Source organism: Nostoc sp. NMS8 (assembly GCF_017115045.1).
Classification (GTDB): domain Bacteria; phylum Cyanobacteriota; class Cyanobacteriia; order Cyanobacteriales; family Nostocaceae; genus Nostoc.
This window is the reverse complement of record NZ_JABXKK010000029.1, coordinates 1-16,234: the sequence shown is the minus strand read 5'-3', so window position 1 is coordinate 16,234 and position 16,234 is coordinate 1. Positions and strand designations below refer to the sequence as shown.

The 16,234-nt window shown below is 39.8% G+C and carries 12 protein-coding genes; 6 read left to right on the top strand and 6 right to left on the bottom strand.

What is annotated here, in order from left to right:
* Both HWQ39_RS03315 and HWQ39_RS03310 read right to left on the bottom strand, forming a co-directional pair.
* The coding region (locus tag HWQ39_RS03315) for a DUF3854 domain-containing protein (protein ID WP_292841539.1) at window positions 1-1,513 on the bottom strand (1,513 nt) is incomplete at its 3' end.
* On the bottom strand, window positions 1,510-1,686 hold the full coding sequence (locus HWQ39_RS03310; protein ID WP_292841536.1) for a hypothetical protein: 177 nt from the start codon (window positions 1,684-1,686) through the stop codon (window positions 1,510-1,512). The genes HWQ39_RS03310 and HWQ39_RS03315, both read right to left, overlap by 4 nt.
* A gap of 844 nt (window positions 1,687-2,530) precedes the next feature.
* Here HWQ39_RS03310 and HWQ39_RS03305 point away from each other — a divergent pair.
* Genes HWQ39_RS03305 through HWQ39_RS03295 form a run of 3 tightly spaced genes read left to right on the top strand, consistent with a single transcriptional unit; the run spans window position 2,531 to window position 6,954 of the window.
* On the top strand, window positions 2,531-3,973 hold the full coding sequence (locus tag HWQ39_RS03305) for an NB-ARC domain-containing protein (protein ID WP_292841533.1): 1,443 nt from the start codon (window positions 2,531-2,533) through the stop codon (window positions 3,971-3,973).
* Window positions 3,958-5,916, top strand: a complete 1,959-nt coding sequence (locus tag HWQ39_RS03300) for a 4-Cys prefix domain-containing protein (protein WP_366932218.1) — start codon at window positions 3,958-3,960, stop codon at window positions 5,914-5,916. The genes HWQ39_RS03305 and HWQ39_RS03300 overlap by 16 nt, the downstream gene beginning before the upstream one ends.
* A 33-nt stretch (window positions 5,917-5,949) precedes the next feature.
* Entirely contained in the window at window positions 5,950-6,954 is a 1,005-nt protein-coding gene (locus HWQ39_RS03295) for a hypothetical protein (protein ID WP_292841527.1), read from the top strand.
* On the opposite strand, the gene HWQ39_RS03290 is transcribed toward HWQ39_RS03295, so the two are convergent.
* Complete coding sequence (locus HWQ39_RS03290) at window positions 6,915-9,419, bottom strand: CHAT domain-containing protein (RefSeq protein WP_292841524.1); 2,505 nt, start codon at window positions 9,417-9,419, stop codon at window positions 6,915-6,917. The two genes, HWQ39_RS03295 and HWQ39_RS03290, sit on opposite strands and share 40 nt — an antisense overlap.
* Window positions 9,420-9,431: 12 nt before the next feature.
* Complete coding sequence (locus HWQ39_RS03285) at window positions 9,432-11,687, bottom strand: filamentous hemagglutinin N-terminal domain-containing protein (RefSeq protein WP_292841522.1); 2,256 nt, start codon at window positions 11,685-11,687, stop codon at window positions 9,432-9,434.
* 222 nt (window positions 11,688-11,909) lie between these two features.
* Between HWQ39_RS03285 and HWQ39_RS03280 the strand changes: the two genes are divergently transcribed.
* From HWQ39_RS03280 to HWQ39_RS03270, 3 genes are all read left to right on the top strand, one after another.
* Window positions 11,910-12,689, top strand: a complete 780-nt coding sequence (locus HWQ39_RS03280) for a class I SAM-dependent methyltransferase (RefSeq protein ID WP_292841519.1) — start codon at window positions 11,910-11,912, stop codon at window positions 12,687-12,689.
* Window positions 12,690-13,116: 427 nt separating this feature from the next.
* Entirely contained in the window at window positions 13,117-14,058 is a 942-nt protein-coding gene (locus HWQ39_RS03275; protein ID WP_292841516.1) for a hypothetical protein, read from the top strand.
* An 80-nt stretch (window positions 14,059-14,138) separates the two neighbouring features.
* On the top strand, window positions 14,139-14,897 hold the full coding sequence (locus HWQ39_RS03270; RefSeq protein ID WP_292841513.1) for an SDR family NAD(P)-dependent oxidoreductase: 759 nt from the start codon (window positions 14,139-14,141) through the stop codon (window positions 14,895-14,897).
* 127 nt (window positions 14,898-15,024) lie between these two features.
* Here HWQ39_RS03270 and HWQ39_RS03265 read toward each other — a convergent pair whose 3' ends face one another.
* Both HWQ39_RS03265 and HWQ39_RS03260 read right to left on the bottom strand, forming a co-directional pair.
* Window positions 15,025-15,714 (bottom strand): hypothetical protein, encoded by a 690-nt coding sequence (locus HWQ39_RS03265; protein ID WP_292841510.1) that lies wholly within the window; start codon window positions 15,712-15,714, stop codon window positions 15,025-15,027.
* Between the two features lie 2 nt (window positions 15,715-15,716).
* Window positions 15,717-16,184 (bottom strand): hypothetical protein, encoded by a 468-nt coding sequence (locus HWQ39_RS03260; RefSeq protein ID WP_292841508.1) that lies wholly within the window; start codon window positions 16,182-16,184, stop codon window positions 15,717-15,719.
* Between the last annotated feature and the right edge of the window lie 50 nt (window positions 16,185-16,234).

Below are 16,234 nucleotides of genomic sequence, written 5' to 3'. Positions count from 1 at the left end.
ACCGAGCGTCGGGGTTTTGGTCACGCCACCAGCGCATTAACTCGGTTTTCCCCGTACCCATATCGCTCCACAGTACGACTAGCCCTTTCTGGGGGAAACGAAAAGATTTTTTTGGGGCAGGGGGGCAGGGGGGCAGAGGGGCAGAGGGGAAAGGATTTATACAAAAATTCTCCTCTGCTCCCCTACTCCCCTGCTCCCCTACTCCTCTGCTCCCCTGCTCCCCTGCTCCTGTAATCAAGGGGGTGAACAATTGCTCTTGTGAAATATCGTAAAGTGGCGGAGCGGCTGAACATTTTTCCTCCAAATCAGGAATGCAGAGTGCCTGGGTCAAATATTTAATATTGACTGTGACATCCGGTTTGTACTTAGAGAGTCCCCATTTCTTAGCCCGATACGAGCGCTGGTAATCGGCAAGTGATTTGGCATCATCTATAATTGCAGTTAGCAGGGCATTGGCATCAACACCGCGACCAACTACAAAATCATCAACGCCTTTCTCTGGGCCTGGTAACAGCGCAACTTCACATTCACAACCAGCAGCTAAGATCGCTTTGGCAGTGCGAACAGTAGCTTGAAAAACCGACCACCTGGTTTTAGCTTTCGTTTCGTAATCAAAAAGAATTATGAACTTGCGCCCCGGTTGTGCCAAGGGCATTAAATCAGGATGCAACCGTTCATCAAAATCCTGTTTGCCCACGCGCCCATTCCAAATTCCCGGCAGAGCGATCGCCACAAACCCTAGAGAGAGCAAGCAAGCGGCTTTCTTCTCACCCTCGCATAAGATAATCGGAATCTCTGGATGCTGCTTTACCCACTCCCAGAAGGTGATTTGTGAATCTTTCTGCTGAAAGTCGATGTTCAATTCTTTGTGCTGTCCAACCCCTGACCAAAACATTAGGGGATTAAGTATGCCTTTTCTGCATAGTGCTACTCGGTAACTTAACTGGGCGATTTGCGTTAGGATTGCCGTAGTTTGTCCTAGTTGCAAGAGCCAAGGCAACAGAACCCCATTGCGAATTCTCTTCTTTCGACTTTTAACCCAAAGCTTTTTCCCACGATTTGCAAAAAGCACTTGTGCAGTATCGGAAACGTTATAGCGCCGTGCAACAAGATTTAAAATACAGTTGGGAACATCAAAATAGGTAACGCGGTTTGCTGTCTTGGGCGGCGACTCGTACTTTATTGGCTTACCTTTTTCCCAATCAAAGCGCGGGAAGTTGGGCTTAATCCTTCCCCACTCCATAGGTTGCCAGTTTTTGAAGGGGTCAAGTGATTGAATCCACGTCCCTCCCAGTAATAGATGCTGATACATTTTTATGTATCCATCCGTGACCCGACCTGCATTCTTGCGTGGAATTTTATCAGAGATGAACAGGTAGTCGTAAATTGTTTCTCCCTCGATGTGGAAGAAGTTGGGCTTAATCAACGCTGGATGAATGGCGCTACCAACTGTTAACTCATGGTATTGGGCAGCCGTGAGATTATTTGGATATTCAGTTGTCACTGTGTTCATCGGTTCTCCCCTGGGAATTCCTTAGAGAGAACTCTTTCAAGCTGCGAAACTCTTGCTCTAGCCTGGATATTCCGAAAATTTCCCTTCGTCACAGCACAAAATTGCCGTGCGAAAGCTGCACTCAACCCCATGCGCTCTAACACTGCACTATTGGGGCGTTCTCTGTTTGTCATGATATTTTCCCCTGATAACTCGGTTGACAAGTTCAGAGGGGGTTGTATCAGTTATCAGTTATCTAATCTTGGACTCTACTCCCAACTGGTAACTGTTATTCGCGCTACTACTGCTTTTAACTACAAAATTCGGAATATTTCTTAACCAAACTTAACTTTACCTAAAATTTATGAATTTCGACAGCAAAAACACACCGCAGGGAATGGACTTTCCTGGCGGCAGACCCTATAATGGATCTGGTAGCGCGGTAAAAACTCTCGGACAATTTAGTAGTCGCACCAGTGGCCAAACTTTAGCGACAACTTTTTTTGTTCCTTCGAGATCAAACCCGCTCTAGATCAATATGAAATTTGCAATACGTAGAAAGCGCGACTCCTTAGTGGCGTTTTCTGCATTAAAGAGTCGTACTGTTGTATCTTCACCTCCATGCCTCCTTTCAATTAGCTTGATTTTACAGAAGTTCTGGTCATCTTACTCGGTCGAGGTAAGAGCTTTCATTCAAACGTATTCGCAGAAGATATTTGGTTTAGGTTAAGATACCTAAACACAAGCTTTTCAAAACAAACCCATTGAGTTAATCAGTGATCAAAAATACCCCCAGGCGGTGTTCCTTGGTTGACGTTGGTCAACTTCTTTCACACTTTTATGCTCAAGCTAGACCGGATAGTGTACTAGAGATGCGTTAAATCTCCTTATTAAGATGTAGCATTTAAATCAATATAGCCTAGAAAGGTAATTTGAGAACCTAGCTTCAGTTAATAATTGTAAATTTTGTAGATGTTTTAAGTAGTAAGGAATAAAATATAACTTTGTATATACCTACTTACGTAAGGGAAAGTCGGCATGAATTCAAGCCAAGTTTTAGACGTAAAAAGAGTATTAGCTGTATTAGAAGAACAAGTGTTTCAATCTACGGGAAGGTATTTAACAGAAGTAGAAAAAGTTCTTATTAACGGAGTTTGGGATAGTAAAGATTATAAAGAGATGGCAAGTGATTCGGGGTATAACGCATACTATTTGCAGCAGAAAGTAGCTCCACCACTATGGAGTATGCTTTCAGTAATTATTGGTGATGGAGTGAAAGTAACAAAAATATCTTTGAAATCTATTTTGCTTAAGCTAGCAAAAAGCGATTATCTGAAGGAAGAGGCATCCAGATTGGATAACGATAGTTTCGTTGGCAATATTAGAATTTATGGGGAACTACCTAAAATAAAATCTTTTTATGGACGAAAGGATGAAATTAACTATTTTAAGAAACAAATTACTCTATTTAAAGAACGCTGTATAGTTTTTACTGGAGTTGGAGGAATAGGAAAAACTTTATTAGCCTCTAGATTGGTTGAAGAAATAATTTTTGATTCTTCAAGTAGTATATATGAATGTATAATCTGGAAAACAATTAATCATTCTTTGTCAATTGATGAGTTAGTCATTGATTTAAATAAAAATTTTGAAGTAGACATAGAAGCAAGTGAAAACTCTTTTATAGATAGCATATCTTTACTATCAAAACAGCTTCACTTACATCGTTGTCTACTAGTAATTGATGGATTTGAAAAGCTATTGTTAGCTGATGATTTTGGAAAAAGATTACAATATGAAAAATTCCTTTTAAAACTTACAGAAGGGAAGCATGAAAGCTGTATTATTATAACAAGTCAGTTGCCTTTAAAAGAATTTGCTTCTGTGACTACAAGACTACCTATTCGCTCTTTCAAATTAGAAGGTTTAGATGTAAACGCTGGAATGCAAATATTACAAGAAAAAGGTTTAACTGGACAGGAATGTAAGCGATTAATTGAAAATTATTCTGGTAATCCATCAAGTTTAGAAGCGTTGGCTGATAGAATTAATCGCTTTTTTGAGGGGAGTGTGAAAACATTTTTTAGATATCAAACTACTATGATTGATCCTCAACTTGAAACAATGCTACATCAGCAATTTGGACAAGTTGGACTTTTAAGTAATCTTCAAAGGCAAATAATGATTTATTTGGCAGAAGAAATGTCAGAAAGCTCGACTCCTATTCAATTCTCTAAACTCATTGATAATTTAAAAGAGCGAGTAGATTTCAAGTTGTCAGTTTTTGAACTAATAACAGCCATAGAAGTTTTAGAACAACGCTCGTTAATTGAAATTGCTGGTAAATCAAACAAACGAGAAGCTAGTTATAGTTTACAAGCATCTATTAAGAAGTATATTTTAGTTGATCCATTGGGATTAGTGCATAAAATACCAGATACAATACAAACAAGGGAAGTTACCTTGTGGGCTACTGCATAAATCCTCTTTGTACCCAACGTTATAATCCTGATAGCGCTGAAAATTGTTTAGCATGTGGAAATCCATTGATAATAAACGGGCGTATTCGTTTGCTACGCCCGTTGCGTTCTTTGGATCAAAATCCATATACTTACACAGATGTCTTTGAAATTGAGGATATTGGCACAGAAGAACATCCTCAGCCTCAAATAAGAGTAATGAAAGTATTAAGATGGATTGATGATTCTAAGTTAGTTGAACTACTTAAAAGAGAATCACTCATATTACAAATCTTAGACCATCCTGGAATTCCCAAGTCTAATAGGGAAGATTATTTCACATTTAGGCTGAATGATAATCTTCTAGAACTACATTGTCTAGTTATGCATAAGTTTGAAGGAGAGAATTTAACTCAGTGGGTACAATCTTATGGACGGATTAGCCAAGAAATGGCTTATGAATGGTTATTGCAGTTGATGGAGATTCTTGATTTAGTTCATCGGTCTGGTTTCTTCCACAGAGATATCAAACCAGAAAACATTGTTCATCAACCCGATGGGAATTTAGCACTTGTTGATTTTGGTGGAGCAAGACAGCTTAGTAGAACCTACTTTGCCAAAGTTAGTACCAGTGGAGGAACTACTACAGGATTCGGTAATGGTTACGAAATAACTGCTGTTAGGACAGCTTGTTACTCTCCCTTAGAGCAAATTCATGGACAAGCCGTACCACAGTCAGACTTTTACGCTTTAGGTAGAACTTTTGTTTACTTAGTCACAGGTATTTCTTTAATTGAAATCAAAATGGACGAGCAGACAGGAAGACTAATTTGGAGAGATAAAGCACTTCACATAGATAAATTTCTGGCTGATTTACTTGATGATATGATGGCTCCTTTTGTTGGGCAGCGCCCACAAAGTACTCAAATAATAATACAGCGTTTGGAGCGCTTACCTAATCAATCAAAGTTTAATCGAGTAATTAAATCAAAGCCGTTTCAACTGAGTGTGTTTGTATTAGGTTTATTAAGTATTGTTGGTTTGATATATGCATCACTACCTCTAGCAGCAAAATATTATTTAGATTCTGGTAAAAAAGCTTATAAAGAAAATCAAATTGACCAAGCTGAGAACGATTTTAAAAAAGCAATATATTTGAATACTAGCTTAAAATACACAGTAGCAGATTATTTTTTAAATCAAGGTAAAGAAGCTTATAAAGAAAATAGGATTGCTGATGCTGAAAAAGACTTTCAAAGAGCAATAAACTATGGACATGATTTAAATAATTCAGTCTCAAATTTTTACTTTGAGAAGGGTTTACAGCATCAAAATGACCCTAATATTGCTAGAAAAAATTACGAACTAGCTATAAAGTACAACCCGAAAGACGATACTGCGTATAATAATTTAGCAATTGCGTGTCAGCAGTTATACGACTATAATTGTGTTAACAAAACTTACGAAATAATTTTTAAGTTAAAACCTAACAAATGGGAATCACATTACGGATTAGGTGATTTTTATGATGGACAGGGAGAATATGGTTTAGCAGAAAAGCAATATGAAATTGCTATTAGAAGTAGCGATCAAGCTATATTTGCCGTTGCAGCTTTAGCAAGGTTGAAAAATAAAAAGGGGGATTATAGAGCAGCAGCTAGTTTAGCTTTAAAAGGTTTGCAGAAAACTAACAATCGGGAATTACAAGCATCGTTGTATAAAGATTTAGGATGGGCAAGGTTAATGGAAAATAAGTTAACTGAAGCCGAAAAGTATCTAGAAAAAGCGACAAAGTTAGATAGCGAAAGAACAGATGCATATTGTTTGCTATCTCAAATAGAAGAATCATTAGGTCAACTTAATTACGCCAGAGCTTATATAGATGCTTGTATCTTGACTAAATCTAGCCTACCAGAGGTGTTTCGCTGGAGACAAGAACTGCTAGATCGGATACTTGATAAATGATAAGATGCTCAAACAAATTATGTTTGTAAAACAATGAAAAAGCTGATGTTTTTTGGGGGAATGTGCTGTTTAAATTCTCTAATACTAATTCATCTACCATTGCTAGCAAATGTACCGCTCATAAGAGTAAGAAGAAATCAGGTTCATTGTGATCCACAAATGGGAAGGATAATAAGTAAGGGTAACAAGCACTTGTCAGCAGGGAGCTTAATTTGTAAGGGAGATACAATAGAAGTTGTGAATGGTGATTATGTAGAATTTTTATGCTTTAGTTCTGGAAACATTTTAAAATTATCTAGTGGAACTATTCCTCTTGATAAATGTGCCGAACCTGACGAAACCTTATCTACTTGCAATCCAACCAATACTAATGCGTGTCACATACGAAAAGGTGGCACAGAAGGGAGCGATGAGCCAACAATCATTTCTCCTCATAGCACATCAACATTGAATTCCCGTCCAGAAATAACTTGGACTCCTGTTAAAGGTGCTACTTCTTACAAAGTCAAAGTAAAAAGTTACGAGTTTGGGTGGGAAAAAGTTGTAAATCAAACTCGGCTTGCCTACCCAGGTGATGAAAAAGAATTTCAACCTGGGACTCCATATACAATATATGTTTTTGCTTATAAAGATGGTGAGGCTTTTAGCTATGATGAAACGTTTGTGGACGTATTGTCTGTAGCAAAGCAAGAACAAATTGCACAAAAGATTAAACGCATCAAAGACTTAGGGCTACCTCCAGATGAAACTATTCTTGACGTAGATGCTATTTATACGGCAGAAAATCTTTTAAATGAAACAATTGAGATGTTAAAAATGGCAACAGCAACTAATAGCCAAAATCCGACTCTTTACAGAGTACTGGGCGATCGCTATCTCTTGGCCAAGTTGCCAAAGGAGGCGAAACTCGAATACATCAAGGCAGCTGAGTTAGCGAAAAGCAGTAAGAATTCCAAAGAGTTACAAAAAGCCCAATCAGGGCTAAAATCAGTGGAATTTTACAACCAGCTTCCAACCAAGAGGAACCCACCCCAATAATAAGCCTTCTTATATTTAGGATTTGACAGTAAACTCAATTGCGCCTGACGTAGTGCTTCTGCTTTAGGCAAGCCATTGTTCAAACCTTTATAAAATTCTTGCATAAGCAAAGCGGTAGAATCGGCATCCACGCGCCACAAAGTAGCAACAGTACTACGCGCTCCTGCGGTAGCAGCCATTCCTGCAATACCCATTGCTGACTGCTTGTTGCCTTTAGCTGTTTCGCAGGCGCTGAGAACAAGTAACTCAATTGCATCTTGACTATTTTCAGTTTTACCTCTGATTAAGCTGTCAAAGTCCCTAATATTAATTAGCTTGTCATAGGCAACCAGTACTGTTTTGAGTGGGTCAGAACTAAATTGACCGTGGGTAGTAATATGTACAATAGGAAAATTATTTTGAGTTAGTTCTTCTTTAAACCTTTTAAGGGTAAACTTCTTGTCTAACAAGGCAACTGACGATTTAGTTTGTTTTTCTACATTTTCTATTTCTTGTTTAGATGGGAGCAAAATCTCCATATTTTTAGGTGCATTTGGATCTATAGAACTGGGGCTTAGTTTTGATAGTCCAGCTATTAAAGCTATCATCTGGTTTTCATGCAAGACTTTAGGCTGTCTAATTCTGGAACCTAAAGTTTCTGCAATACTGTAACGCTCTATTAGATAATGTTTTCCATCATATAACAATGCCATTGGTATGCTTTGGAAAGATTTATCTAAAGTGAATACGAGTGTTCCTGATGGGGGTAGATATGTTTTAATTGGTGCAATTAGCTTTTCATAAATTCCTTGAGAAGAAGAAGTAATGCTACTTTCGCCTACTTCAGAAAGTTTTTCATTTTGTAAAGCTTCTAAAAGATGATCTATCTGGAATCGAACTAGTTTAGATTCAATAGAATGGTGGTGAAGTGAGCCATCTGTTGACTGAGCAATTACTTCTATAGTATCCCCTAAATCAATAATGTGAATTACTGTTGGGGCGCTATTGAGGTTCTGAAGCTGATTCAAAGCAACAAGGTCAAGCTTGCCACATCTGAGAAAGTTTTCTAACCGTGCTATCTGCAATCCTTCATTTATCTCTATTACTCTTTTTAAATCAGGATTAGGTGATGTTAAGAGCAATCGCATATAATTACGATATGTCGGCTCCATTTCTGACTGAAAAGAGAACTGCAAATCTCCGTTAGTTGACAAAAGACTATCACGCACTGAAGTCATGTTTGCGATTGCAGCATTATAGTTCTGAATCGCTAACTCAGTTTTTCCCTGCTTTTGGTAAATCAGTCCTAACTGCTGCTGCCATTGGTAGGCGATATCCGAAGCCCGAATTGATTGAGCTAATCCTAAAGCCTTCTGAAAATATGCCTGTTTTTGTTCTGTTTGAGTTGATACTCTACCCAAAGTACCAAAACTATAGGATAACCATCGGATACTATTAATAGTTTCAGCCATTTTCAAAGCTAAATTAGTATATCGAATCGCTACTGATTTCAATTGTTCATCTGGGATCTGAATGAGGTTATTAGCAAAATTCAACCGAGCATGAATAGATGGCTCAGGTGATAACTCCAAAAAGGCAGAAGAATTTTCATCTATTTTATTTACTAATACTCGGATCTGTTGATTAACTTTCTGATAAAGGTTCGCTTGATTTGGTTGATTACTGAGCCATTTTTCAAAACTTATCAGTAAAGTCAAATGATTCAATTGAGCTTGCAGTTTAGCTGATTTCGAGATATTTGGTATGTTTTCTAGTATTTGGTAATACAAGAGTGATTTTTGCGCCTTTTGTGGAATAATATTAGCAATCTGCTCTCGAAAAAGTGGTTCCTCTATCCAAGAATATTTATCTTGCAATTGCTGATAAATTGTCTGTTCAATATTACCTAAAGACAGATAGATACCACTAATCTTTGATGAAGATACAAGTTTTGCTAGCGTTAATGTTTCTTGTAGAACTGTTTCAGATTCATTTAACTGACCTAAAATCCGCAAGACATCTCCTAGATTCTGTAATCCAAGCAAGTTAACTGATGTTGGTTTCTCCTTACCAATTAATGTCGTCAGTTGCTCTTTTTGAGCAAGAGCGGGTTGTTGCAAAGTCGTGTCACAAAGACCTAGATTTGTATTCAACTTTAAAGCTTCTAAAAGTATATTGCAAGCTTGTTTGTGTAATCCTAATGCTTGGAAAGCAAGGTTTTGATTAATCAGGCTTTCCGTAATTCCCTCTTGATCGTTTAGTTGGCGATAAATTTTCGTAGATTCCTGCCAAGTTTTTAAAGCTTCATCCGCACGGTCTAGAGCTAATTGTTCCTGACCTGAAGAAGTCAGGGATACCGCTTGATTTTTGAGAAATTCTTTTTCTTTTTTTACAGTCTGGGCAGGGGAAGATGATTGAATTAAAATTAGAGACAGCCCTAGAATGCCTGAGAAAAGATATTTAAAGCGACATTGAAGTGAGATCATTTTTATATGTTTTTACCACGGAGATCCTGAAAAACAAGAACTTGCAGACAGTGAAGCATTATCCCACGTTGGATTTGCTTGGTCTGTCGTCAAAACTAAATTTCCTTGAGAATCCCGAATCAAAACGTTGGCTTCTATGATTTGTGTACCTTGGTTACTTATTAATGATTTTGAATCATCTGAATTATTCAAAGCTGGAACTGGAACAGAGTTACTTTGCTCAACATTGTTAGACATCAGGTTGTTAGGCTTAGATTGGAGATTGCGAGTACTACTAACTCGAAAACTATTTACTTCTGTGCCTGCTCGTGCCTGACAAACTGGGGTGATTTCAGGAGTTATTGGAATTACTTCTGCTTTTAGTTGAGTAGGGTAAATGTTAGTATCAGCGATGTTATATTGAACAGTACCGTTAATTCCGTACTTGGAACTAGCTGTTATTAAGCTATTAAGGGAAAAGAATAGTCCCTTAGCATTAATTGTGATATTTCCACCACGACCCTCAAAGGCATTTGCGGTGATGCTGCTATTTTTTATTGCAACTAGGATATCTGTGTTGATAGTGATGTTGCCGCCGTCGCCATTACCCCCAGCAGTCGCAGTAATGATACTGTCACGTAATTTTAAGTCACCAGAGTGTAAGAAAATGTCGCCTCCTTCGCCCTTTGTGCCGCCCTCTGTGCCAGCTGTGATAGTACCTCTGTCTAGATTGATACTGTCTGCGTTGATTCGGAGGGTTCCTGCATTTCCTTGTCCTGGCTGAAAGTTGAGATTTTTTGGAATTTTTTCACCACCAATATTTACTCTCCCACCATCAGTGACAGTTAATCGTTCTGCTTCGATTGTCAGATTTCCGGCCTTTCCAGTTCCTCCAGTTCGAGCTGATATTCTGCTAGGAGAATTACCAGTTAATGACTTTCCGGTTACTTGCACTTCTTCGTTAGCAGTTATAGATACGTTGCCTCCCGAACCCTGCCCAAATGTGCCTGATGATATCACTCCTCCAGAGCGTAGACTTAACCGCGCAGTTTCAATCTTGATGTTACCGCCAGATCCGGTAGATCCTCGTTGGGCCAAACTTGTTATGGAACTGCCTGCATTCGCTGTTGGTTTTCGCAGCACTTCCACTGAATCATGAGCTAAGACCTCTATAGAACCAGCATTTCCAAAGCCATACGTACCAGCAGCGATCCCTGCTCCATCCCGGACATTTAACCGCCCAGTTTTAATATTGATGTTGCCACCAGATCCGGTAGCTCTTGGGTAAACTAGGCTCGATATACCAGTGTTGAAAAACGAATCAACTTCTGGTAATCCCACCAGGTTCACTGAATCTGAAGCATTGATTTTCAATGTTCCTCCCGTTCCTGCTCGTAATGTGCTGGACTCAATTTGAGAACCACCATCTAGCATTAGCTTCATGGCTTGTATTTGAATATTGCCACCACCATCACCACTGGCATCAACTGCTGCTGCTCCAGACAACTGGATCTCTCCAAAGGCTGAGATGCCTGAATATGCCAACGTCCAGCCTTTATCTGTAGGAACCAGGTTGACCAAACCCGCTCCAGCCACGCTGCCTAATTCAATTTGTCCCCCTGTTGTTTTAAGCGTTCCGCGTGAGAGTACTATATCACCACCCACCAAAGCTAAGGTTTGATTTGGCTGCACGCGCAGACCAGAACTAGTATCTATGAGGTCTGAAGTTTTTCTTATACCTTGCCCGTCTCCAAAGACGCGAATATTTCCAGCATTTGTCCCAAATCCTAATCCCACAGGCACACTCACTGTCAACAGAGGTTCTGCACCACTAATGGGTTTAGCATCGAAGGAGATGCCATCAGCAAATTTAATATTACTAGCAGTAGTGCCGAAAAACGAGCCGCCAATGTTCAGTGAAGCATTCGGGCCAAAAATAATCCCATTGGGATTAATAAGAAATACGTTGGCTATGCCATTAGCTCGAATTAAACCATCAATATTAGATATTGAGCTACCCGTCACTCTTGTCAAAATGTTTTGGATGTCTGGGGTATTTTTGAAGTAGACTGTGCTTCCTGTGGGTACAGAAAACTGTCCAAAGCTATGGAACAAATTGCTTCCGGCTTGGGTTCCTCCCGTTATCGCACTGGTATTATTACCCTCTTGTGTGACGCTGGAGTTGACTCTTAGGGTTGCATCGGGAACAATTTGTGCCGCAATTGGCTCCCAAGGCAATAGACAAAACAAGGTGCTGCCCTTAATAAACCAGGATAAAGCTTTTGTCATAAATTATGGTAAAAGTTTTTCGGTTGGTATCTGAATTATTTTTAGTACAGACTTGCACCCTGCACCCGAATAATTACCAATTATACAGATTAGTAGTAGCGGTAGCGTCTTGTCAAATTGGATTGGAGACAGAGGCTTTTATCTAGTGGTAAAACTGTTAATATTCTCTAAAATCCGAGCAAAAGTGATCGGGAGTAAAATACGTTTGTGGACTTATCAGTGATGAACAGAAAACGTAGTGAGTCCTTTAATGAAGTTGCAGAAATCTATGATGCAGCACGGCCTAGCTATCCATCTCAATTGATTGAAGATGTAATTGAGATGACTAATCTTCCAGATTCAGCTTCAATTTTAGATATTGGAACAGGGACAGGTAAGGGAACTGTTCCATTTGCTGAAAAGGGCTATGCTATCTGCTGTTTAGAGCCAGGTGAAAGACTTATTGCAATAGCATCTCAAAATATGCGTTTATATCCAAAGGTGACATTTGAAACAGTTACTTTAGAGGATTGGAACTTACGCCCAAGCGCCTTTGATTTAGCAATATCTGCCCAAGCCTTTCATTGGGTAAATCGTGAAAAAGGGTATCCAAAAGTTGCACAAGCTTTAAAAGAAAAAGGTTATATTGCGTTTTTTTGGAATTTCTCTATTTTACCAGATACTTCAATATTTAAAGCGCTTAAAGAAACGTTTCAAAAATATGTGCCTACAACAATATATGATGCTAAAGCATCCTCAGTTGAATCACTAATAAAAAAGAGAGAAAACTGGATATTAAATAGCTTTTGTTTCAAAAACCTAGTGGTCAAACAATATCCTTGGTCTATTAATTATGATGCAGAGCGATATCTAGGTCTTCTGAAAACTCAAACTGCTTATCAAGAATTTACTGAAACTGAAAAGCAGGATTTCTCTAATGCAATTATACAGATATTAAATGCTCACGGAGGATATGTTACTAAACCCTATTTATCGGTTCTTTTCTTTGCTCAAAAAATTTAAATCAGCCCCTTCATTCTAAATAAAACTCAATATCGAGTGTGGGTTACAACTCATCTCAAACCCGATACGGAAAAACTACGGGTTTCAACCTAGATGAGATTTATATAGTCACCCCAAATCCAATACTCTCTGTCAAATAATCAAGCATTAGCCGTTGTTTTACGCGTGTATTGAAGAGGGTATTCCTAGAATACGCCCAAACAGTATTTTGTTGTTGTGGTGGCTCTAGTGTGGTGTTTTTTTTGATAATTGGTCTATGAGATTTTTTAATGAGTTTTATATTTGGTAGTGCCTTAAGACTGCAAAATATAAAAAGCAATGGAAAACCCCATCCTTGGCACAGGTTGGGGGTACAGATAAAAAACATATATTCCATGATGACACAATTCAATATTTGTTCGACTGCTGTCAGCCTGGAGGTGGAATAATGAACAAACCCCCATCCAGACGCAAGGAAGCTGCTCCTCCGGCATCTGGCGAACCAAAGCCAGCCACCAACTCTGCAAAAAAAGATCCTTCTTCGCACGAAAATCCAGCTTCAGCAACTATCACGGTAACGGCTGTTGAAGTTTTAGAGTTGACCCCCGAAGAACAAAGCGATCGCTTGAACTTAGAACGCCGTGTAGAACGTGCATTTTTAGAAGCGGGTCAGGCGCTAATGGAGTTGAGAGACAAACGGCTATACCGTTCCACGCACCGTACTTTTGAGGAGTATTGCCGAGATCGCTTCAATTATAGTCGTGATGCGGCTTACTTGAAGATTTCGGCGACTGTGGTTTATGAGAATCTTCAAAAGTTTTTGCCGACCAATGGTCGGCAAATTCCAATGCCGACCAACGAACGACAATTGCGTTTTTTGGCGAAAGCAGAGTTGGAACCGGCTGTGCAAGCGGATGTATGGCAACAGGCAGTAGAGCAAGCTGGCAATAAGATTCCATCTGGTCGCATAGTGAAAGATGTTGTGGATAGGATACGTGAAAGGACGAAAGTACCCAATCCTCACCACGTTGGGGAGATATGCGTTCTCTTGCCAAAGGATAACCCAGACTTGAGAGGTAAAGCGGGTTATTGGGGAGTAGTCAGCCATGTTGGCGAATACAGTTGTACAGTCCAGACCTGGGACGGCGACTACACCGTAAAAATCGAGCATCTGAAATCACTGGAATTACTTGATGAAGATTGCCAATTCATGCAGCAGCTATGCGTGAGGTTACAGCAGTTGCATCAAGTGGCCAGCCGTGACTCTTCTGTAGATTGGCTGTTGCAGGGTTTGGGGAAACAAGCCAAACCGTATCTTTCATCTTTGCAGTCGAAACTGCTGGCAACTGTTGAGAGAGAGTACAAGATTGATTGGAAGCAGCACAAGTGAATGAGTTTACCGAATATTGTGTAACTACAAACAGACCAAGGTAAGGTAATAGACAAGATATTATCAAAGGAATTTATTGAGTGTCAAAGCAGCTTGAAAGTAAGGTTGTGATAGTTACAGGTGCTGGGAGGGGGATTGGTAGGGCAATTGCGCTTGCCTTTGCTGCTGAGGGCGCACATATTGTGATTGCTGAGAAGTCAGAGCAGTTAGCCAGGTTGAGTGCTGACGCAATTAAGGCGATTGGTGGAAAAGCAATTGCTTTGATAACTGATGTAACTCAAGAACAGTCGGTGGTTGAGATGGTAGAGCAAACACTTGTCAGTTTTGGTAAGATCGATATTTTGGTGGCAAATGCAGGTATTCAACGCCGCTATTTTGTAGCTGACTTGCCACGAACTGAATTCCAGGCAATGCTAGATGTAAATTTACTTGGCGTGTTCCTGACATCCAAAGCGGTACTACCGACATTATATGCTCGACAAGAAGGCAACATCATACTGATATCTTCTGATTCAGGCAAACAAGGCTATGCATACAACGCTGCATATTGTGCTAGTAAATTTGCAATAGTTGGTTTTATGGAAGCATTAGCTTCGGAAGCGAAGCAATATGGAGTCAGGGTGAATGCACTGTGTCCGGCTGGGGTGAAAACTGACATGGGTAAACAGCTAAAGGAAGCAGATGGTAACTCTGTTAATGACACTTACTTTATGGAGCCTGAAGAAGTTGCAGATGTGGTATTATTTTTAGCTTCACACCAATCGCGTGCTATTCATGGGCAAGCAATCAATGTTTTTGGTGGAGTGAATTACCGCCTGATTAGAGAGGCAAACTCATGACTTGAAAGCCGCAACAAGGATGCGAATCATCTGACTTTTGGTGAATTTATGTTTGATTTTGTTGATTGCTTTTGAGCCAAAGTTATATCTATATTGTAGTGGTAACGAAGTCAAAACAATTCAAAATTTAAACGAGGTTACTGGTAGTAATTGGAGAACTTTTCACCCAAATATTCCAATTATTATAAAAATCACCACGCTGCTCCAATGTAAAACCACCAAGCAACAATCCTAACCAGACCTCCACCATCGGCATTTGCAACACACGTTGCAGTTTAACTAAAGAAATCTCATCTTTGACATTTATCAGGTAGTTAGCGATCGCGCTCTGCCATTTTTGAACATCCTCATCTGATGCCAAATTGCGGACATCTTCTAAAGTTGTCACCTCATCGAGCATTGCCAAAACATTCGCTTTTTCAACAGGTGCTACTACAGAATCACCCAACTCAGTAAGATATGAAAATTGGTGTGGGCCATGTGCTTTAAAGGTTTGTGGTGTTTGCGGTTCAATCAAATCATCTAAATCTAGGTGCATTGTTGTCCGCACTAAACCAGCAAAGAGATCGGTGCTAACAATTGGCCCCTTTGGGTTATTGCGATCGCGGGTATCTTGCAACAGCACTTCGGCACGAGACTTAAGAATATCCGCAATTTGACTAAAGGCAATACCTGCGGTTGATAATTGGGTTTCAATAGGTAAATTATGCAGTTCTGTATCCAAGCACTGCCATACTGCATCAAGAGAAGAAGTTGGTGGAGATTCGGACAACTCATCAAGCACATCCCAGATTGTTAATTGGCGGTATGTGGTCATCTCTAGGATTGTGGGTGTAACGGGCAGGGTCGCACTGGGCAGTAGCTTGAGGTAATCTCAAACATATCTTTATATTGATAGAGCGAAACACCGTATTGTTTGGCAAAAGCCTGCAACACCTGATCTGTATAGGCGCGTATCTTACCAGCCGTTAGCCCAAAGCAGTGAATTGGTTCTAAGCGGCAAACAGGTTTTTGCCCCAGCCAGAGTTCTGCGCCCAAGGCGTGTAATGGTTTATCCCCCGGTTCTTTATATAGATACAACACTGCAAAATATGTTGCTGGTGGTTCGACTGTTACTGAATCAATTTCTGCTGAATTATGAAAGGAGCGGTGGCGATAGAATGAGCGGCGATTGTGGCAAATGCGTGGATTCCAACACCCGTCCCCTGCTGTTCCATGTAAAACTTTGGCTTGAGTTGTTGGTAACTTGGCACATAGCTGACATTTGGGATCAAGTGGCTTTGGCATACCTTACTCCGCTTCTTCGCCAATCGCACGATAGTAAGCAGCGATCGCCG